Source organism: Streptomyces sp. NPDC055025 (genome assembly GCF_053608565.1).
This window is the reverse complement of sequence record NZ_JBSGVS010000002.1, coordinates 96,444-120,389: the sequence shown is the minus strand read 5'-3', so window position 1 is coordinate 120,389 and position 23,946 is coordinate 96,444. Positions and strand designations below refer to the sequence as shown.

The 23,946-nt window shown below is 70.8% G+C and carries 2 protein-coding genes (1 of these 2 cut by a window edge); both read right to left on the bottom strand.

From position 1 onward, the window contains the following. On the bottom strand, positions 1-1,264 hold the 5' portion of the coding sequence (locus ACWGDX_RS01710) for an amino acid adenylation domain-containing protein (RefSeq protein ID WP_453621164.1). It extends 3,350 nt beyond the left edge of the window; the window shows 1,264 of its 4,614 coding nt (coding positions 1-1,264); it begins with the start codon at positions 1,262-1,264; the stop codon falls past the left edge of the window. Then, positions 1,261-23,946 carry a non-ribosomal peptide synthase/polyketide synthase gene (locus ACWGDX_RS01705; protein WP_453621162.1) on the bottom strand — a complete coding sequence of 7,562 codons (22,686 nt, stop codon included), beginning with the start codon at positions 23,944-23,946 and terminating at the stop codon, positions 1,261-1,263. Before ACWGDX_RS01705 ends, ACWGDX_RS01710 begins: the two co-directional genes overlap by 4 nt.

The window sequence follows — 23,946 nt, the reverse complement described above, 5'->3', positions numbered from 1 at the left end:
CGCGGGCCGCCGCCTCCTCGTCGAAGAGGTCCGGCCGATGTGTCATCACGATCCGCAGGCCGGCGTCGGGGACGATGCCGACGGTCAGCGGAAAGTTGGTGGCCTCGTGGGCATCCATGCGGGTGAAGGAGATGGTGCCGGGCACGGGCGCCCCGTCCGGTGGGGTCGGGTAGTTCTCGTAGACCACGAGGGTGTCGAACGTCGCTCCCGGCCCGGCCGGCCCCTGCACCTCGCTCAGGCCCAGATGCTGATGCGGCATCAGCGACGACTGCCTCGCCTGCAGGTCCGCGAGCATGTCCAGCACCGGCTGCCCGCCGGCCAGCGGCACCCGTACCGGCAGCGTGTTGATCATCAGGCCGACCATGGACTCGGCGCCGGGCAGATCCGCCGGCCGCCCCGACACCGTCGCGCCGAACACCACGTCGTTCCGTCCCGTCAACCGGGACAGGACCAGTCCCCATGCGCCCTGCACCACCGTGTTCAGCGTGAGGTTCCGGCCGCGGGCGAGCTCCCTCAACCGCGCGGTGGTCTCCTCGGGAAGATCCAGGACGAGGTCCCGCGGCAGTACGGAGACCTCGGCCCCGCCTGCCGCCTGGGGGGCGACCAGGGTCGGTTCCTCCGCCCCCGCCAACTCCTCCCGCCACGCGGCGCGCGCCGCCTCCCGGTCCTGGCGGCCGAGCCACGACAGGTAGTCGCGGTAGGAGGTGACCGGGGGCAGTACCCGGATGTCTCCACCGGCCGTGTACACCGCCTCCAGCTCGTCGAGGAGCACCGGCATCGACCAGCCGTCCAGGAGGATGTGATGGGTCGTCACGACGAGGCGGTGGCGGGCTTCCCCGAGCCGAGCCAGCACCAGCCGGAGCAAGGGCGGGGAGGCGGGGTTCATCCTGTCCTCCCGCTCCTCGCGGGCCAGCCGCTCGAACCGGGTCAGGGCCTCGTCCTCGGCGAGGTCCGACAGGTCGACGTCGCGCCATGGGAGCACAACGCTCCGCGAGATCAGCTGCACCGCCTCGCCGGACCTGCGCCGTTGGAAACTGGCGCGCAGGACGGCGTGGCGCTCGATCAGAGCCTCCCAGCACGCGCGGAAGAGCTCGGTGTCCAGGGGGCCGTCCACGCCGAGGACGCACTGGAGGCCGTAGACATCCGGTCCCTCGTCGTCGTAGGAGGAGTGGAAGAGCATCCCTTGCTGGAGGGGCGAGAGCGGCCACACTTCCGCGAGGGCGGATCCCTTGGCGGGCGGCGAGAGGGGCGTCGGGGGCTTCACAGGAACCGTCCTTCGTCGAGTTCGGCAGCTATGGCTTCGAGGTCCTCGACTTCGTCCTGGTCGAGATCGAGGAGTGAGAAGTCGGAGGGGGTGTGGCCGCCGGCCTGGGGACCGGCGGTGTGCGCGGCGAGGCCCGACAGCAGCCCGAGCCAGGCCCGGCCCAACTCCTCCACGTCGGTCTCGTCCAGCAGCGCGGCGGGCCAGCTCAGGGTGAGCGTCAGCTCCGGGCCACTCGCGGTGTCCGCGACCACGGCGCCCGCGTCGAGCGCGTGCAGCACCGGCATCCCCGGATCGGCAGCGCCTCCTACGGCCGTGTCCCCGGCTGTCTGCCAGGGCTCGACCGGGCCCGGCTCGGCACCACCGGCGGTCGCGAACCGGCCCAGGTAGTTGAACCCGATCTGCGGCACCGGCTGGGCCGCCAACACCGGCGCCGTTTCCGGGTTCAGGTGACGCAACAGGCCGTGCCCGAGACCGTCCCCGGGTACCGCCTGCACCTGCTCCTTCACCCGCTTCACCAGCGCACCGGCCGCCGCACCACCGGCGGCGGCTTCGGCAAGGTCGACTCCGGAGGCGTTCAGACGGACCGGGTAGGCCGCGGTGAACCAGCCCACCGTCCGCGACAGGTCCATGCCCTCCGACAACGGCTCGCGGCCGTGGCCCTCGACCTCCACCAGGAACCCGTCGGAGCCGATGCCGGCGCCGGTCCCCGGGTTCGGGCGGCGGTGCGTCACCGCACCGGCCAGTGTGGCCAACAGCAGTTCATGCAGCCCGCAGTGGAACACCCGCGGTGTCTCGCCGACGAGCACCTCGGCCTCCTCCGTCGGGAGCGACCAGGAGAGCAGGCGCAGGGTGGACGTGGTGTCGACAGCCGGGTCCAGCGGACGGCGGCCGATCAGCGGTTCCCCAGCACCGGCCGTCCCGACGACCATGCCGACCCAGGCGTCCAACTCACCCACCCGCGCGGGACCTTGCGCGGCCCGCCGCAGTCCCTCCGCCCAGGCACGGAACGAGGTCCCCGCCGACTCCAACTCCGGTGGCTCTCCCACAGCCGCCGCCTCGCACGCGTTCTGCAGGTCGGGTACTAGGACGCGCCACGACACCCCGTCGACCGCCAGGTGATGAGCGGCCAGCGCAATCCGACCGACCCGCTCCGGCCCGGCATCCACCCAGACCACCTGCACCATGACCCCGGCCGCCGGATCCAGCCTGGTCACCGCCTGCCGAGCGGCATCCGCCGCGAGCCGGTCCAACTCACCCGCGGCGGCTCCTACGGCATCCACCCGAGCCACCAGCCCGGACACGTCGATCTCACCCGCCTCCGGAACCACCAACACCTGGTCGCTCCCGACCCGGGCCCGCAGCATCCCGTGAGCTTCCACCAGCGCGCTGGCGCCCGCCGTGAGCACGTCCACGCCCAGGTCGGCCGGCGCACCGATGACCGTCCACTGCGCGAAACCGGGCCGCAGCACGTCCGCGCCCATCGACCTCATCAACGGCGTCCACGGCACCTCACCAACACCCGTGTCCCCGGTGTCCGTAGACGCGTCCTCGGTCACGGCCGCGACCAACGCCAGCCGCTCCGGGGTCTTCTCCTCAAAGATCTGGCGAGGCGTCACCACCCAACCGGAACGACGAGCCCGCGAGGCGAGCTGCATCGACATGATCGAATCGCCGCCCAACTCGAAGAAACTGTCACCGACCCCGATCGCGCCCGCCTCCAGGCCCAGCACCTCCGCGAACAAGCCGCACAGTGCTTCCTCTGCCGCCGTGCCAGGCCGTCGTGTCGAGCCCGAACCACCGAACTCCGGGTCGGGAAGAGCAGCTCGGTCCACCTTGCCGTTCACCGTGAACGGGAAGGCGTCGAGCACTACCAGCGCCGCCGGAACCATGTACTCCGGCAGCCGCGAGGAGGCGAAGACCCGCAGGGCGTCGGCATCCACCTCGTGGCCGACTACGTGGCCCACCAGCCGCCCCTCGCGGACCATCACGACGGCGTGGTCGACCTGGGGGTGGGCCTCCAACGCCGCCTCCACCTCGCCCGGTTCGATGCGGAAGCCGCGGATCTTCACCTGCTCGTCCGCCCGCCCCACGAACTCCATCTGGCCCTCGGCGGTCCAGCGGATCAGGTCGCCGGTGCGGTACATCCGCTCGCCCTCACCGAAGGGGGCGGCGACGAACCGCTCCGCCGTCAGGTCCGGGCGCCCGGAGTAACCGCGCGCCAGACCGGGCCCGGACACGTACAGCTCACCGGCCACGCCGACCGGCACCGGCTGGAGGAACTCGTCGAGCACGAACGTCCGCGCGTTGCGCAGTGGACGGCCGATCGGAACGCTTCCCCCGGATCCGTCTTCGGGGTTGAGGGGCAGGCTCATCGCCGCGCACACCGTCACCTCGGTCGGACCGTACGCATTCACCATCCGCCGACCGACCGACCACCGGTCCACCAACCCCGGCGGACACGCCTCACCCGCCACCACCAACGTCTCCAACACCCCCGGCAACGACTCCTCCACCGCCAACACACCCGGCGGAACCGTCACATGCGTCGCCCGAGCCCGCTCCACCGCCTCACCCAACGACACCCTCGGCGGCAACCCCCCAGCCCCGGCCACCACCAGCACCGCACCCGACACCAACGCCATACACAACTCCGACACCGCCGCATCAAAACTCAACGACGCGAACTGCAACACCCGCGCCCGCCCATGCACCCCGAACCGGTCAACCTGCGCCCACGCCAGATTCGCCAACCCCGCATGCGACACCACCACCCCCTTCGGCCGCCCCGTCGAACCCGACGTATGAATGACATACGCCGCGTTCGCCACCCCCAACGGCACAACACGCTCCGCATCCACCACCCGACCCGGCACACACCCGGCCACAGCCGTCACGGTCTCCGGATCGTCCAGGACGATCACCCGCCCGCGGGTTCCTTCCGGCAGCACGGACCAAGTGGCCTGCGTGCACAGCACCGCGACCGGGTCGGCGTCCTCCAGCACCAGAGCGAGCCGGTCCGCGGGGTGCGCGGGGTCCAGTGGAACGAAGGCCCCGCCCGCCATCGAGACCGCCAGCAACGCCACCACCGTGCCCACCGACCGCTCGGCCACCACCGCGACCCGCCGCTCCGGACCCACCCCCGCGGCAATCAGATACCGCGCCAGCCGACCCGCCGCAGCCTCCAACTCCGCATAACTCAGGGCGCGCTCGCCGGATCCGGCGGCATCACCGGACTCAAGAGCCGGCGCGTCCGGCGTCCGCCGCACCTGCTCCGCAAGCAGCTCAGGCAGCGTCCCGGAAGGCACCTCGGGGGACACGTCCTGCCAGTCCCGCGTCAGACGGTCCAACCGTTCCCTGTCCAGCAACCCGAGTTGGCCGAGAGGCATCTCCGGGTCGGCCGCGAACTGCTCCAACACCCGCACCAACGCTGCCAGCACCTCATCGGCCCGCGCCCGGTCGAACAGGTCCGGCCGGTGATCCAGCTGCAACTCCATCCGCTCACCCGGCGCGACGATCAACCCCAGCGGATAGTGACTGGCGTCGTGGGGGATGCCGCCCGGCCGGATGGTGAGGGCATCGGGGCCGTCAGGCGTGGCCGGGGCCGAGTGCGGATAGTTCTCGTAGACGACGAGCGTGTCGAACTCCGCCCCTGGCCCGGCAAGTTGCTTGATCTCGGCCAGACCGAGGTATTGATGACCCATCAGGCGCACCTGTCGGGCCTGGAGTTCGGACAGAAGGTCGGCCACCGACAGATCCCCGGCCAGCTCGGCACGCACCGGCAGGGTGTTGATGAACAACCCGATCAACGACTCCGCACCCGGCAGATCAGCGGGCCGCCCCGCAACCGTCGTCCCGAACACCACATCCCGGCGCCCCGACAGACGAGCCAGCACCAGAGCCCACGCACCCTGCACCACCGTCGCCATCGTGAACCCGCGCTCCCGCGTCAGCTCCTCCAGCGCCCGTGTCAGCTCGGCGCCGCACTCGACACGCACCGCTTCCGGCCGCATCGGCAACCGGGCCGGATCCACCGGAGCAACCAGCGTCGGCTCCTCCGCCCCCGCCAACTCCTCCCGCCACGCGGCGCGCGCAGCCTCCCGATCCTGACGGCCGAGCCACGACAGGTAATCCCGGTACGACCGCACCGCAGGCAACGCCTGGGTGCCGCCGTCCGCGGCGTACGCCGCCGAGAGTTCATCGATCATCACGGACAACGACCAGCCGTCAACAACGCTGTGATGTGACGTCATCACCAGTCGGTGACGCCGCGCGCCGAGACGAAGCAGCAACAGCCTCAGCAGTGGACCCCTCGCGAGATCGAAACCGGCCGACAGCTCGTCCCCGGACAACCGGGCCGCCTCAGCCTCCGCCTCGGCCTCCGTCAGACCACTCAAGTCGACCTCCCGCCAAGGGAGTTCCACCGCCCGCGGCACGGCCTGCACCGCCTCTCCCGAGGCCAGTCGATGGAACCCCGCACGCAAAATCGCATGCCGCCCCACCACCACATCCCACGACGCCCGCAGCCGACCGACATCCAAAGGCCCCTCCAGAGCGAGCGCACGCTGACCGGCATACACATCCGCCCCGGCCTCGTCATCGAACGACGAGTGGAAGAGCAGACCCTCCTGGAGCGGGGACAACGGCCACACATCCTCCAGACCGGACACCGCCGACTCCAACTCCTCCACACCCCCCTGAGACAGGAAAACCAGCGGGAAGTCCGACGGGGTGTGGCCGCCGGCCGAGGGGTCGGCGGTGTGCACGGCGAGCCCGGACAACAGCCCGAGCCAGGCCCGGCCCAACTCCTCCACGTCGGTCTCGTCCAGCAGCGCGGCGGGCCAGCTCAGGGTGAGCGTCAGCTCCGGGCCACTCGCGGTGTCCGCCACCACAGCGCCCGCGTCGAGCGCGTGCAGCACCGGCATGCCCGGATCGGCAGCGCCTCCGACGGCCGTGTCCCCGGCCGTCTGCCAGGGCACGACCACGTCCGACCCGACACCGGCGGTCGCGAACCGGCCCAGGTAGTTGAAGCCGATCCGCGGCGCCGGCAGGGCCGCCAACACCGGCCCCGTCTCCGGGTTCAGATGACGCAGCAGGCCATGGCCGAGCCCGTCCCCGGGCACCGCCCGCACCTGCTCCTTCACCCGCTTGAGCAGGTCACCGGCTGCCGCACCACCGGCCGTAGCCTCCGCGAGATCCACGCCGAAGGTATCAAGGCGGACCGGGTAGGCGGCGGTGAACCAGCCCACCGTCCGTGACAGGTCCATGCCCTCCGACAACGGCTCACGCCCGTGCCCCTCGACCTCCACCAGGAACCCACCCGGCACAGCCGACCGCGTACGCCAGCCCGTCACCGCACCGGCCAGTGTCGCCAGCAACACCTCGTGCAACCCGCAGTGGAACACCCCCGGCACCTCACCGACGAGCACCGCGGCCTGACCCGCCGGCACCGACCAAGTACGGTGGCGCAGCGTCGCGACCGTGTCGGCCACCGGGTCCAGCGCACGGTGACCCACCAGCGGATCTCCGGCACTGGCCGTCCCGGCGACCATGTCGACCCAGGCGTCCAGCTCACCCACCCGCGCCGGACTCCGAGCGGCCCGCCGCAGCCCCTCCGCCCAGGCCCGGAAGGAAGTCGGCGCCGGTGCGAGGTCCGGCCGCCGGCCCGCGACCGCCGCCTCGCACGCGGCCCGCAGATCGGGTACGAGCACCCGCCACGACACCCCGTCGACCACCAGGTGATGAGCGGCCAGCGCAATCCGACCGACCCGCTCCGGCCCGGCATCCACCCACACCATCTGCACCATGACCCCGGCCGCCGGATCCAGCCTGGTGACCGCCTGCCGAGCGGCATCCGCCGCGAGCCGGTCCAACTCACCCGCGGCGGTCCCTACGGCATCCACCCGGACCACCAGCCCGGACACGTCGGTCTCACCCGCCTCCGGAACCACCAACACCTGGTCATCCCCGGCCCGCGCCCGCAGCATCCCGTGGGCCCGCAGCAGCGCGTGCACGCCTGACGCCAGTACGTCCACGCCGAGCCCGGCCGGGGCACCGATCACCGTCCACTGGGCGAAGCCGGGCCGCAGCGCGTCCGTGCCCATCGACCTCATCAACGGCGTCCACGGCATCTCGCCGACACCCGAGTCCTCAGCCCCGGCGGAGGCATCCCCGGTCCCGGCCGCCACCAGTGCCAGCCGCTCCGGGGTCTTCTCCTCGAAGATCTGCCGGGGGGTCACCACCCAACCGGAACGACGAGCCCGGGACGCGAGCTGCATCGACATGATCGAGTCGCCGCCCGACTCGAAGAAACTGTCTCCGACCCCGATCGCGCCCGCCTCTAGGCCCAGCACCTCCGCGAACAGAGCGCACAACGCTTCCTCGGCCGCCGTACCCGGCTGCCGCCCCGACGCCGGACCACCGAACTCCGGGGCAGGCAGGGCAGCCCGGTTCACCTTGCCGTTCACCGTCAGCGGGAACGCGTCGAGCACCACCACCACCGCCGGAACCATGTACTCCGGCAAGCGTGCAGCGACGAACTCCCGCAGTTCGCTTCCCTCCACTCCGCCCACGACATGGGCGACGAGCCTGCCGTCCCGTACCGTCGCGACGGCCTGCGCGACCTCCGGGTGGTCGTCGAGGACGGCTTCCACCTCGCCCAGTTCGATGCGGAAGCCGCGGATCTTCACCTGCTCGTCCGCCCGCCCCACGAAGGTCAGTTGACCTTCGGGAAGCCAGCGCACCAGGTCGCCGGTGCGGTACATCCGCTCGCCCTCACCGAAGGGGGCGGCGACGAACCGCTCCGCCGTCAGGTCCGGGCGCCCGGAGTAGCCGCGCGCCAGACCGGGCCCGGACACGTACAGCTCACCGGCCACGCCGACCGGCACAGGCTGGAGGAACTGGTCCAGGACATAGGCCCGCATATTCGCCGTCGGCCGCCCGATCGGCACGCCGTCGGTGTCGCCCGCGCCCGTCCTGGACCCGTCTTCGGGGTTGAGGGGCAGGCTCATCGCCGCGCACACCGTCACCTCGGTCGGACCGTACGCATTCACCATCCGCCGACCGACCGACCACCGGTCCACCAACCCCGGCGGACACGCCTCACCCGCCACCACCAACGTCTCCAACACCCCCGGCAACGACTCCTCCACCGCCAACACACCCGGCGGAACCGTCACATGCGTCGCCCGAGCACGCTCCACCGCCTCACCCAACGACACCCTCGGCGGCAACCCCCCAGCCCCGGCCACCACCAGCACCGCACCCGACACCAACGCCATACACAACTCCGACACCGCAGCATCAAAACTCAACGACGCGAACTGCAACACCCGCGCCCGCCCATGCACCCCGAACCGGTCAACCTGCGCCCACGCCAGATTCGCCAACCCCGCATGCGACACCACCACCCCCTTCGGCCGCCCCGTCGAACCCGACGTATGAATGACATACGCCGCGTTCGCCACCCCCAACGGCACAACACGCTCCGCATCCACCACCCGACCCGGCACACACCCGGCCACGACAGCGGCCACCTCCGGATCGTCCAAGGCGATCGCCCAGCCCTGGTTCGCCTCGGGCAACACCGCACGGCCCGCCTGCGTGCACAGCACCGCGACCGGATCCGCGTCCTCCAACACCAGCGCCAGTCGCTCGGCAGGGTGGCCGGGATCCAACGGAACGAACGCTCCACCCGCCATCGAAACCGCCAGCAACGCCACCACCGTGCCCACCGACCGCTCGGCCACCACCGCGACCCGCCGCTCCGGACCCACCCCGGCCGCGATCAGATACCGCGCCAGCCGACCCGCCTCAGCCTCCAACTCCGCGTACGTCAGCCTGTGTTCACCCGCCTCAAGAGCCAGCGCATCCGGCGTCCGCCGCACCTGGCCGGCAAGCAGATCCGGCAAGGTCCCGGACGGCACCTCAGCAGAGATGTCCTGCCAATCCCGCGTCAGACGCTGCAAACGTGCCGCGCCCAACAACCCGAGTCGCCCCACAGGCATCTCCGGGTCCGCCGCGAACTGCTCCAACACCCGCACCAACGCGGCCAACACCTCATCCGCACGGGCCCGGTCGAACAGATCCGGCCGGTGATCCAGCTGCAACTCCATCCGCTCACCCGGCGCGACGATCAACCCCAACGGATAGTGACTGGCATCCCGCGTCCGGCCACCCGGCCGAATGACAAGAGCGTCGGGGTCATCCGGCATCACCTCGGCGGACTGCGGATAGTTCTCGTAGACCACGAGCGTGTCGAACTCCGCGCCCGGCCCGGCGAGCTGCTTGATCTCCGCCAGCCCGATATGTTGGTGGCCCATCACGCCGAGTTGGCGGCGTTGCAATCGGTCCAGCATTTCGAGTACGGATTCCCTGCCATCCATCTGCACCCGTACCGGCAGGGTGTTGATGAACAACCCGATCAACGACTCCGCACCCGGCAGATCAGCGGGCCGCCCCGCAACCGTCGTCCCGAACACCACATCCCGGCGCCCCGACAGACGAGCCAGCACCAGAGCCCACGCACCCTGCACCACCGTCGCCATCGTCACGCCGCCCCGGCGGGCCACGTCGTTCAGCGCCCGTGTCAGTTCGACGCCGCACTCGACACGCACCGCTTCCGGCCGCATCGGCAACCGGGCCGGATCCACCGGAGCAACCAGCGTCGGCTCCTCCGCCCTCGCCAACTCCTCCCGCCACGCAACCCGCGCAGCCTCCCGATCCTGACGGCCGAGCCACGACAGGTAATCCCGGTACGACCGCACCACAGGCAACGCCTGGGTGCCGCCGTCCGCCCGGTACACCGTCTGGAGCTCTTCCAGCAGGATCGGCAACGACCAGCCGTCGAGCACGATGTGATGGGTCGTCAGCACCAGCCGATGGTGCCGTTCGCCCAGGCGGAGCAGCAGCAATCGCAGCAGCGGAGCCCGCCCGAGTTCAAAGCCGGCCGACAACTCCTCCCCCGACAGCCGGGCCGCCTCAGCCTCCGCATCAGCCTCGGGCAGACCGCTCACGTCAATCTCGTGCCACGGCAGTTCGACCTCCCGCGCGACAACCTGCACCGCCTCACCCGACGCCAGTCGATGGAACCCCGCACGCAAAATCGCATGCCGCCCCACCACCACATCCCACGACGCCCGCAGCCGACCGACATCCAAAGGCCCCTCCAGAGCGAGCGCACGCTGACCGGCATACACATCCGCCCCAGCCTCGTCATCGAACGACGAGTGGAAGAGCAGACCCTTCTGGAGCGGGGACAACGGCCACACATCCTCCAGACCGGACACCGCCGACTCCAACTCCTCCACACCCCCCCGAGACAGGGAAACCAATGGGAAGTCAGAGGGGGAATGGCCGCCGGCCCCGTCACGGACCTGCGCCACCAGTCCTGACAGTGCCTCCGCCCACGCCTCCAGCAGCGCGCGTGCCCGGTCGGCCTCCATCAACCGTTCCGGCCAGGCCAGCACCAGTTCCAGCACTGGGCCGCCTGCCAACTCACGTACAGAGCCCAGCAGTTCCACCGCATGCATCACCGGAGCATCGGGCGCACCTCCCGCCCGGAAGCCCTCGCCCGTCCCTACGCGCCCGAGGTAGTTGAAGCCGACCTGCGCCGAGGGCAACCCCGCCAACTCGTCGGTGGTCTCCGGATTGACGTAGCGCAGGAGGCCGTAGCCGAGGCCGTCCCCGGGCACCGCCCGCATCTGCTCCTTCACCCCGAGCACCGACACACCGCCATCGGCGCCCGCGCTCAGCCGTACGGGATGCGAGGACGTGAACCAGCCCACCGTCCGCGACAGATCAGGGATGCCCGGCAACGGCTCACGGCCGTGCCCCTCGACATCCACCAGGAACCCGCCGTCCACACCGGCCCACTCGCCGACCGCCTCGGCAAGCCCGGCCAACAGCACCTCGTCCACCCCGGCATGGAACGCCGCCGGCACCGCCGTCAACAGCGCCGCCGTCACCTCCGCCGGGACGGTCACCGCCACCTCACGAACCGTCGCACCCACATCCACCAGCGGATCCAGCGGCGCGTCCGTCAGCAACTCCTGCGGACCATCCACCACCGCCCGCCATGCGGCCAGCTCAGCCACCCGCTCGGCCCGAACCGCCTCCACCGCCAACTCCCGTGCCCACGACCGGAACGACACCGGAACCGGACCCAACTCCACGGACCGTCCCTCAACCACCGCCTTGCACGCCTGCTCCAGGTCAGGCAGCAGGATCTGCCACGAAACGGTGTCCACGACAAGGTGGTTGGCCACCACGACCAGCCGCCCAGGGACCTCCGGCCCCGCGTCCAGCCACACCACCTGGACCATCACCCCGGCCGCAGGATCCAACCGCCCCACCGCCGCATCGATCTGCTCCCCCACCACAACAGCCGGATCAACCCCGACCACATCCACCCGAGCCACCAACCCGGACACATCCACCGCATCCGCCCCAGGCACCACCAACACCCCGGACTCCACCACCAACCGCGCCCGCAAGATTTCATGACGATTCATCACTGCTTGCAGAGCGGCGACAAGCACTTCAAGGTCCAGCCCCGCCGGCGCCGCCATGACCCCCGGCTGGACGATCTGCCGTACCGCCTCCGGGCCGACCCGCTCCAGCAGCTCGCGCATCACCGGGGTCAGCGGCACCTCACCGACACCCGTGTCCAAGACCTCCGCAGTCGCCTCCTCGGTCACGGCCGCGACCAACGCCAGCCGCTCCGGGGTCTTCTCCTCAAAAATCTGGCGAGGCGTCACCACCCAACCGGAACGACGAGCCCGCGAGGCGAGCTGCATCGACATGATCGAATCGCCGCCCAACTCGAAGAACCCATCCCCGACCCCGACGACCTCCAGCCCCAGCACCTCGGCGAACAGGCCGCAGAACGCCTCCTCGGCGGGCGTCGCGGGCGCACGGGTGGCAACGGAGTCGAGGCCAGGCGCGGGCAGCGCGGACCAGTCGATCTTGCCATTGACGGTCAACGGGAACGTGTCCAGGACGACGACCACCGACGGGACCATGTACTCGGGCAGCCGGGTGGCGGCGAAGACCCGTACGTCCTCGGCGTCCACCGCACCGACGGTGTAGCCGATCAGGCGGCCGTCCCGCGCCAACACCACCACCCGCTCAACCTGCGCGTGGGCGGCCAAGACAGCCTCCACCTCACCGAGTTCGACCCGGAACCCGCGGATCTTCACCTGCGCGTCCGCACGCCCCACGAACTCCAGCTGCCCGTCCGACGTCCACCGGACCAGATCCCCGCTGCGATACATCCGCCCGCTGTCGTCACCGAACGGGCAGGCGACGAACCGTTCCGCCGTCAGATCCGCACGACCGATATAACCGCGGGCCAGACCCGAACCCGCGATGTACAACTCCCCCGCCACACCCACCGGAACAGGCCGCAGGAACGCATCCAACACGTAGGTACGGATGTTGGGCAGCGGTCGGCCGATCGCGGGCGGCGCGTCCTCACCTGTGATGCCTTCCTCCAGCAGCACGGCGGTGGTGATGACGGTGGCCTCGGTGGGCCCGTACGTGTTCCACACCCGGGCGCCCTCACGCCATCTGGCCGCGAGACCGGCCTCCAGCCGCTCCGCACCCAGCACCCAATTCCCCACCCCCGCAACCGACCTCGGCTCCAGAGCCCCCAGCAACGACGGCACCACACTCGCCACATCCACACCGGCCGCCTCGACCATCGCGGCAAGGGCAGACGGGTCCTGCCGCTCCTCGGACGAAGCGATCGCCAACGTGCCCCCGGCGCCCAGCGTGACCGCCACGTCCAGCACCGCCGCATCGAAACTGAACGACGCAAACTGCAACGCCGTCACACCAGGCTCCACACCGAGAACGGGACCCATCGCCGACGCCAGATTCGCCACGGAAGCATGCGCCACCGCCACACCCTTCGGACGCCCCGTCGACCCCGACGTATAGATGACGTACGCCAGCTGGCCCGGATCCACGGCGCTGTCCGGCCCGTCGCCGAACTCGACCTCCAACTCCGCGGGCAGGACGGTCTCCACCTCGGCCGACAGCCGGTCCGCGGTCTCCTCCGCGACCAGCACCAACTCCGCACCGCTGTCAGCCACCATGAACGCCAGCCGGTCGGACGGGTACTCCGGATCCAACGGGACGTACGCGCCGCCCGCCTTCCACACCGCCAGGACCGCGGTCACCATCTCGGTTCCGCGCGGCAGGCACAGACCCACCCGCGACTCACGTCCCACACCCCGCGCCACCAAACCGCGAGCGACAGCGTCCGAGCGCGCGTCCAACTCGGCGTACGACAGCGACCGGTCCCCGGACCGCACGGCCGTCGCGTGCGGAGATTCCACGGCCCATCGTCGGAACCGGTCGAGGACCGTGCCGGGCTCCGTCGGCAGGGCGGTGGCGTTCCACTCCTCCACCACCGCGGCCCGCTCGGACTCGTCCAACAGCTCAAGCTCGGCGAGCCGGACCTCCGGGTCCGCGGCGAGCCGCTCCAACGCGCGCACCACGCGATCGATCAGGGTCCGGGCGGCGTCGCCGTCGAAGGCGTCCGGGCGATAGTCCAGCCGTAGCGTCAGCCCCTGCTCGGGCCGGACGCCCAGTGCCAGCGCGAAGCTCGTCGACTCGCGCGACGCGACACCTGAAATCGTCAGGCCCGGCGCTGACGGCTGTGCCGCCGGATCGCCCGGGTAGTTCTCGAAGGCCAGGAGCGTGTCGAAGGTCGCGCCGGGGCCGGCGGCCCGCTGTACTTCGCTCAGCCCGACATGCTGGTGGTCGAGCAACGCCGACTGCCGCGCCTGAAGCACCTCAAGCGCCTCACTCACCGACCGGGCCGCGTCCAGATCAACGCGCACCGGCAGCGTGTTGATGAACAGGCCGAGCATCGCCTCCATCCCCGGAAGCTCCGCCGGACGCCCGGCCACCGTCGCCCCGAACACCACCTCACGACGCCCCGTCAACTGCCCCAGCACCAACCCCCAGGCCAGCTGCACCACGGTGTTGAGCGTCACACCGGCACCACGAGCAACCCGCTCCAGGCCCTCGACCAGCCCCTCCCGCGCCTCGACCGTCAGCGACCGAGCCAACACGGCGTCCGTCCCGGCGACAGTGGGCGCGACGAGCGTCGGCTCCTCGACCGGCGCCAACTCGGCCCGCCACGCCTCCAGCGCCACCGACGTATCCCGACCGGCCAACCACGTCCAGTACGGTCGCGACGACACCGGCACACCGAGTCCGACCGCCCGGCCGCCTGCCGCGTAGAGCGCCCACAACTCCCGCATCACCAGGGGAAGCGACCAACCGTCAAGGAGCAGGTGATGGAGCGTCACCACCATCTGGTACCGACGGTCGCCAACGCGCACCAGCGCCACCCGCAGCAGCGGAGGCGCCGCGAGGTCGAACCGCGCAGCCCGTTCCTCGATACCCACCCGATCCACGGCATCGCCGTCCAGGCCCGACAAGTCGACCTCGCGCCACGGCAGTTCGGCCCACTCGACCACCACCTGCACCGGACTCGCAGCGCCCCCGACCTGCACGAAACCAGCCCGCAACGCCGCATGCCGATCCACCAACGCCTGCCACGATGCCCGCAGCAGGCCCCCGTCCACCTCACCATCGAGCGCCAGGACCATCTGCTCGACATAGACATCCACACCGTCCTGGTCAAACAGGGAGTGGAACAGCAGACCCTCCTGAAGCGGAGCGACGGGAAGGATGTCCACCAGCCCCGGAACCGCTGCCTCGACCTCCTCCACCCCGGCCTGGTCCAGTACCACCAGCGGGAAATCGGACGGCGAGTGACCACCCGCACCCGCCCGGACATCCGCGACCAGACCCGTCAGCGCATCTACCCACGCCTCCGCCAACTCCCCCGCCCGGTCAACCCCCAACAACCGCTCCGGGTAAGCCAACCGGAGCTCCAGTACCGGCCCGTCCGCCGACTCGTGTACCGATCCCAGCAACTCCACCGCGTGCATCACCGGAGCATCGTGCGCGCCCCCGGCCCCGAATCCGTCAGCGGAACCCACGCGGCCGAGGTAGTTGAAGCCGACCTGCGCCGACGGCAGAACCGCCAACTCGTCTACGGTCTCCGGGTTCAGCTGGCGGAGCAGCCCGTAGCCGAGCCCGTCTCCGGGCACTGCCCGCATCTGCTCCTTCACCCCGAGCACCGACACACCGCCATCGGCGCCGACGCCGGCGCTCAGTCGTACGGGATGCGAGGACGTGAACCAGCCCACCGTCCGCGACAGATCCATTCCCTCGGACAACGACAACCGGCCGTGCCCCTCGACATCCACCAGGAACCCGCCGTCCACACCGGCCCACTCGCCGACAGCCCCGGCAAGCCCGGCCAGCAACACCTCATCCACCCCGGCATGAAACGCCGCCGGCACTCCCGTCAATAGCGCCGCCGTCACCTCCGCCGGGACGGTCACCGCCACCTCGCGAACCGTCGCACCCACATCCACCAGCGGATCCAGCGGAACATCCGTCAACAGCGCGTCCCGACCCTCACCCGCCACCACCGCACGCCACGCCGACAACTCGGCCACCCGCTCGGGCCGACCCGCCTCCACCGCCAACTCCCGCGCCCACGCCCGGAACGACACCGGAACCGGATCCAACTCCACGGACCGTCCCTCAGCCAACGCCTTGCACGCCTGCTCCAGGTCAGGCAGCAGGATCTGCCACGAAACGGTGTCCACGACAAGGTGGTTGGCCACCACGACCAGCCGCCCAGGGACCTCCGGCCCCGCGTCCAGCCACACCACCCGCACCATCACCCCGGCCGCAGGATCCAACCGCCCCACCGCCGCCTCGATCTGCTCCCCCACCACAACAGCCGGATCAACCCCGACCACATCCACCCGAGCCACCAACCCGGACACATCCACCGCATCCGCCCCAGGCACCACCAACACCCCGGACTCCACCACCAACCGCGCCCGCAAAATTTCATGACGGTCCATCACGGTCTGCACAGCACCGACGAGCGCCTCGCGATCCAGCCCCGGGGGCACCGTCAGCACACCCGGCTGGACGATCCGGCCGACCCGCTCCGGGCCGACCCGGTCCAGCAGTTCGCGCATCACCGGGGTCAGCGGCACCTCACCGACGCCGGTGTCCGAGCGCCGTGCGCTCCCGGTGCCGGACGAGACCACGGCCACCTGTGCCAGCCGCTCGGGCGTCTTCTCCTCGAAGATCTGGCGGGGCGACACGGTCCAGCCCGCGGAACGGGCCCGGGACGCGAGCTGCATCGACATGATCGAGTCGCCGCCCAGCGCGAAGAAACTGTCCCCGACCCCGGCCTCCTCCAGCCCCAGCACCTCGGCGAACAGGGCGCAGAACACCTCCTCGGCCTCGGTCGACGGGGCACGCGTATCGGCGGACGCGAGGTCGGGGGCAGGCAGGGCGGACCGGTCGATCTTCCCGTTGACGGTCAACGGGAACGCGTCGAGGACGACGACCACCGACGGGACCATGTACTCCGGCAGACGAGTAGCGGCCAACTCCCGCAGCGCCTCGGCCTCCACGTCACCGAGGACGTATCCGACCAGCCGACCGTCACGGGCCACCACGGCGGCCCGCTCGACCAGCGGATGACCCGCGAGGACGGTCTCGACCTCACCGAGCTCCACACGGAACCCGCGGATCTTCACCTGCGCGTCCGCACGCCCCACGAACTCCAACAGCCCGTCCGAAGTCCACCGGGCCAGGTCCCCCGTCCGATACATCCGCCCGCCGTCATCGAAGGGGCAGGCCACGAACCGCTCGGCCGTCAGGTCGGGGCGATTGATGTAACAGCGGGCCAGGCCGGATCCGGCAACGTAGAGGTCACCCGTTACGCCGTCGGGGACGGCCCGTAGGAACGCGTCCAGGACGTAGGTACGGACGTTGGGCAGCGGGCGGCCGATGGCCGGCGGGGCATCCTCGCCGGTGATGCCCTCCTTCAACAGGACGGCAGTGGTGATGACAGTGGCCTCGGTGGGCCCGTACGTGTTCCACACCCGGGCGCCCTCACGCCACTTCGCCGCGAGACCGGCCTCAAGCCGCTCCGCACCCAGCACCCAATTCCCTACCCCCGCGACCGACTTCGGCTCCAGTACCCCAAGCAACGAGGGCACCACACTCGCCACTTCAACCCCGGCAGCCTCGGCCATGGCCGCCAACGCGGCCCCGTCCTGCCGCTCCTCCGCCGAGGCAATCGCCAACGTGCCCCCGGCCGCCAGCGTGACCGCCACATCCAGCACCGCCGCATCGAAACTGAACGACGCGAACTGCAGCACCGCCACCCCGGCATCCACACCGAGCACCGGTCGCATGGCCGACGCCAGATTCGCCACGGAGGCATGCGCCACCGCCACACCCTTCGGACGCCCCGTCGACCCCGACGTATAGATGACGTACGCCAGCTGGCCCGGATCCACGGCGCTGTCCGGCCCCTCACCGAACTCGATCTCCAACTCGTCGAGCCGGACCGTGTCGACGCCTTCCGACAGCAGATCCGCCGTCTCGGGTGTCACCACCACCAATTCGGCGTCGCTGTCGGCCACCATGAACGCCAGCCGGTCGGACGGGTACTCCGGATCCAGCGGGACGTACGCGCCGCCGGCCTTCCACACCGCGAGCATGGCTACGATCATCTCGGCGCCGCGCGGCAGACACAGACCCACCCGCGACTCACGTCCCACACCACGAGCGACCAGCCCGCGGGCCAACGCATCCGACCGCGCATCCAACTCGGCGTAGGACAAGGCCCTTTGCCGGAACCACAACGCCGTCGCATCCGGCGTCCGCATCGCCCACCCACGGAACCGCTCCAGCACCGTGCCGGGCTCCGTCGGCAGGGCGGTGGCGTTCCACTCCTCCACCACCGCGGCCCGCTCGGACTCGTCCAGCAACTCGATGTCGCTGAGTCGCAGTCGCGGATTGGCCGCGATCTGCTCCAGCACCCGGACCAGGCGGCGAGACATCCGCAGGGCGCTCCGGCGCCTGAACACGTCGGCCCGGTAGTCGAGACGGATCGCAAGGCCGTCGTCCGGGGTAACCCCCAGCGCCAGCGCGAAGTTGGTCGACTCGCGGAGCTCGGTGGCCGTGACGGTGAGACCGTCGCCGAGGGGCTGGGCGTCCAGGTCGCCCGGGTAGTTCTCGAAGGCCAACAGGGTGTCGAAGGTCGCGCCGGGGCCGGCGGCCCGCTGCACCTCGCTCAGCCCGACATGCTGGTGGTCGAGCAACGCCGACTGCCGCGCCTGAAGCACCTCAAGCGCCTCACTCACCGACCGGGCCGCGTCCAGATCGACGCGCACCGGCAGCGTGTTGATGAACAGGCCGAGCATCGCCTCCATCCCCGGAAGCTCCGCCGGACGCCCGGCCACCGTCGCCCCGAACACCACCTCACGACGCCCCGTCAACTGCCCCAGCACCAACCCCCAGGCCAGCTGCACCACGGTGTTGAGCGTCACACCGGCACCACGGGCAACCCGCTCCAGGCCGTGCACGAGCTCGGCACTCGCGTGGTCTGTCACCCGGTCCAGGACGACGGACGCCGTCGCACTCGGCTCGGTGGGCGCGACGAGCGTCGGCTCCTCGACCGGCGCCAACTCGGCCCGCCACGCCTCCAGCGCCACCGACGTATCCCGACCGGCCAACCACGCCCAGTACGGCCGCGACGACACCGGCACACCGAGTCCGACCGCCCGGCCGCCTGCCGCATACAACGCCCACAACTCCCGCATCACCAACGGGAGCGACCAACCATCCAACAGCAGGTGATGCAGCGTCACCACCATCCGGAAACGACGCTCACCGACCCGCACCAGCGCCACCCGCAGCAACGGAGGCGCCGCGAGATCGAACCGTGCCGACCGCTCCTCGACACCCACCCGATCCGCGGCATCGTCGCCCAGATCCGTCAAGTCGACCTCGCGCCACGGCAGTTCGGCCCGGCCAACCACCACCTGCACCGGACCCGCAGCGCCCCCGACCTGCACGAAACCGGCCCGCAAGGCCGCATGCCGATCCACCAACGCCCGCCACGACGCCCGCAGCAGGCCCCCGTCCACCTCACCATCGAGCGCCAGAACCATCTGCTCGACATAGACATCCACACCGTCTTCGTCGAAGAGCGAGTGGAACAACAGGCCCTCCTGAAGCGGAGCGATCGGCAGTACCTCCGCCAGCCCCGGAACCGCCTCCTCGATCTCCTCCACCCCGGCCTGGTCCAGTACCACCAGCGGGAAGTCAGACGGCGAGTACCCGCCGGCCCCCGCACAGACGTCCGCGACCAGACCGACGAGCGCGCTCGCCCACGCCTCCACCAGTCCGCGCGCCCGACCGACATCCAACAACCGCGGTGGGAACGCCAACCGCAGCTCCAGCACCGGCCCGTCCGCCGACTCCCGCACCAACCCCAGCAACTCCAGGGCATGCATCACCGGAGCCTGCGGCGCACTCCCCGCCCCAAAACCGTCGCCAGTCCCCACGCGACCGAGATAGTTGAAGCCGACCTGCGCCGACGGCAGCCCCGCCAACTCCCCAGCGGTGTCAGGATTGACGTACCGCAGCAGCCCGTAGCCGAGCCCGTCCCCGGGCACCGCGCGCACCTGCTCCTTCACCCCGAGCACCGACGCACGACCAACGGCACCCGCGCCGGCGGCCAATCGCACCGGACGCGAGGCGGTGAACCACCCCACCGTCCGCGACAGATCCATTCCCTCGGACAACGGCAACCGGCCGTGCCCCTCGACATCCACCAGGAACCCGCCGTCCACACCGGCCCACTCGCCGACCGCCCCGGCAAGCCCGGCCAGCAACACCTCGTCCACCCCGGCATGAAACGCCGCCGGCACCGCCGCCAACAGCGCGGACGTCACCTCCGCCGGGACGGTCACCGCCACCTCACGAACCGTCGCACCCACATCCACCAGCGGATCCAGCGGAACATCCGTCAGCAACTCCTGCGGACCATCCACCACCGCCCGCCATGCGGCCAGCTCAGCCACCCGCTCGGCCCGACCCGCCTCCACCGCCAACTCCCGCGCCCACGCCCGGAACGACACCGGAACCGGCTCCAACTCCACGGACCGTCCCTCGGTGAGGGCCTCATACGCGGACCACAGATCCGGCAGGAGCATCTGCCAGGACACCGCGTCTACGACCAGGTGGTTGGCCACCACGACCAGTCGGCCCGCCACCTCCGGCCCGGCATCCAACCACACCACCTGCACCATCACCCCGGCCGCAGGATCCAACCGCCCCACCGCCGCCTCGACTTGCTCGCCCACCACCGCTGCCGGATCAACCCCGACCACAGACACCCGAGCCACGAACCCGGACACATCCACCGCATCCGCCCCGGGCACCGCCAACACCCCGGACTCCGCCACCAACCGTGCCCGCAGAATTTCATGTCGGTTCATCAGGGCCGCCATCGCGTCCCGCAGCGCCGCCTCGTCCAGTCTCGCCGGCGCCTTGACCGCCATCGACTGCACGACCGCGCGAACGCCCTCGGCACCGACCCGGTCCAGCACCTCGCGCATCACCGGGGTCAGCGGCACCTCGCCGGCGGCGGAGTCCGCCGGGCGCGTGCCGTCCGCCGCGCCGTCGACCGGCGTCGCCACCGCGGCCAACCGCGCCGGTGTCCGCAGTTCGTGCACCTGGCGGGCGCCGACGACCAGACCCTCGCGGCGGGACCGCGACACCAGCAGCATCGCCGTGATCGAGTCGCCGCCAAGCGCGAAGAAGCTGTCCCCTACCCCGACCTCCTCCAGCCCCAGCACCTCGGCGAACAGGGCGCAGAACGCCTCCTCGGCGGGCGTCGCCGCAACCCGACCGGCACTCGGCGCAGCCTCCGGCACCGGCACCGGCACCGGCACCGGCAGCGCGGCCCGGTCGATCTTCCCGTTGAGGGTCAGCGGGAACACGTCGAGGACAACGACCGCCGACGGAACCATGTACTCCGGCAGGCGGGTCGCCGCGAACTCCCGTACGTCCTCACCGTCCGGGTCCCCGACGACGTATCCGACCAGCTGACCGTCCCGAACCACCACCACGGCCCGCTCGACCCGCGGGTGCGCGGCAAGGACGGCCTCCACCTCACCCAACTCCACCCGGAAGCCACGGATCTTCACCTGCGCGTCCGCACGCCCCACGAACTCCAGCTGCCCGTCCGACGTCCACCGGGCCAGGTCCCCGGTGCGGTACATCCGCCCGCTGCCGTCACCGAACGGGCACGCGACGAACCGTTCCGCCGTCAGATCCGCACGACCGATATAACCGCGGGCCAGACCCGAACCCGCGATGTACAACTCGCCCGCCACACCCACCGGAACAGGCCGCAGGAACGCATCCAGCACATAGGTACGAACATTCCCCAGAGGACGGCCGATCGCGGGCGGCGCGTCCTCACCCGTAATGCCCTCCTCCAGCAGGACGGCGGTGGTGATGACAGTGGCCTCGGTGGGCCCGTACGTGTTCCACACCCGGGCGCCCTCACGCCACTTCGCCGCGAGACCGGCCTCAAGCCGCTCCGCACCCAGCACCCAGTTCCCCACCCCCGCAACCGACGTCGGCTCCAAAGCCCCCAGCAACGACGGCACCACACTCGCCACACCCACACCGGCCGCCTCCACCATCGCGGCAAGGGCAGACGGGTCCTGCCGCTCCTCGGACGAAGCGACCGCCAACGTGCCCCCGGCGCCCAGCGTGACCGCCACGTCCAGCACCGCCGCATCAAAACTGAACGACGCGAACTGCAACGCCGTCACACCAGGCTCCACACCGAGAACGGGACCCATCGCCGAAGCGAGGTTCGCCACGGAGGCATGCGCCACCGCCACACCCTTCGGACGCCCCGTCGACCCCGACGTATAGATGACGTACGCCAGCTGGTCCGAGGTGACCTCGGGCAGCTCACCCGAGCCGGTCCCCAACTCGCCCAGCAGCACCGCCTCCACATCCGCCGACAACCGGTCTACGGTCTCCTCCGCGACCAGCACCAACTCCGCACCGCTGTCGGCCACCATGAACGCCAGCCGGTCGGACGGATACTCCGGATCCAACGGGACGTACGCGCCACCCGCCTTCCACACCGCCAACATCGCGGTCACCATCTCGGCCCCACGCGGCAGACACAGACCCACCCGCGACTCACGCCCCACCCCACGAGCGACCAGCCCACGGGCCAACGCATCCGACCGCGCATCCAACTCGCCGTAAGACAGGGCCTGTCGCCGGAACCACAACGCCGCCGCGTCCGGCGTCCGCACCGCCCACCCACGGAACCGCTCCACCACCGTCGACGCGTCCACATCCCGCGCCGTACCGCTCCACCCGCTCATCATCAGGGCACGTTCGTCATCCCCCGCCACTCCGATCCGGCGCACCGGCGCCGTCGGGTCCTCGACCGCGCGCGTGACGAATCCGGCCAGCGAGCGCTGGACCGCCCGCACCCACGCCCGGTCGTAGAGCGCCGCGTTCGCCTCGACGGTGATCTCGGTCCCCGAGCCCGTCCGGTCGATCAGCACCCCGAAGTCCTCGACCAGTCGGGTCGACACGTCCCGCGCGACGCCTCGGCAGTCACCGAAGGCCAACTCCCCTGTCCGCGGCAGGATGTTCAGGTAGGGCCCGAAGTGCCAGCGGTCGCCCTCCGGCCAGCCCAGGTCCCGGCGTAGGTGCTCGCCCCGGTACCGCTGGTGGTGGAGCAGTTCGCCGAGGGCCCCGTCGGCCGTCCGGGCGAGGTCGAGGAGGCTCGCCCCGGCCGGGACCGGGAACCGTAGGGGCAGCATGTTCGCCCGGGTGATGCGGGCCCGCAGGTCCCTCTCGCCCACGCGCCCGGTCATGGGCAGGCTGAGCAGTGCCTCGGCCGAACCGGTCATGCCGCTCACGAAGGCGCCGGAGGCGGCGGCGAGCAGCCGGGACGTCCGCAGGCCGGCGCTGTCCGCCGCGGAGCGCAGCGCGTCCGTTGCGGCGGGTGCGAGGCTGCCTGTCTCGCGCAGCACCGCTCCGGCCCCGGTCTCCTGGGGAAATCCGGAAACACCGGAAAGGCGCGGAACCTCGGCCAATTCCGGCCGGTCCGAGAATCGGTCGCGCAGATAGAGTCGGTCGTCGGTGAATTCGGGCGAGTTCCGGTACCTCGTCTCCTCGTCAAGTGCCTCACTCAGCGAAACGAACTCGGCCTCCGGATATACCGCGCCCCTGACGTGAGCCGAATACACCTCGGCGACCCGGCGCGCCATCAGTGTGCACGCATATCCGTCGAGCAGCAGGTGGTTATAGCCCTGGAACCAGCAGTACCGATGGGAATCGAGACGGAAGAGCACGAACGAGAACAGCCGCTCTCCGCGCGGATCCTCAACGCCGGCGAGTTCCTCGCGCATCCGGGTTTCCAGCCACGCCCGCGGGTCGCCGCCGCCCCCGTCCGGCTCCTCGACGCGCAGCGACCATCGCCGAGCGGGGTGCGGTACGGCGCGTGCGCTGCCGACCGCGTCCTCGGCGAATCGCACGCCCAGGATCTCCGTCTCCTCGACCGTCCGGCGCAGCGCGGCCTCGAAGGCGGGCACGTCCAGCGCGCCCGTGATCTCGACGGCCTGCCCGACGCTGTAGAGCGCGCGAGGGCCTCCGAGGCGCTGCGCGTGCCAGATTCCCTCCTGGCTGTCGGACAAGGAAAAGCTGCCACCGATTCGCTCGCTCAT

Bases quoted from the DNA above. Each gene is read 5' to 3' on its own strand.
- ACWGDX_RS01705 (WP_453621162.1), bottom strand. From the start codon at position 23,946: ATGAGCGAGCGAATCGGTGGCAGCTTTTCCTTGTCCGACAGCCAGGAG.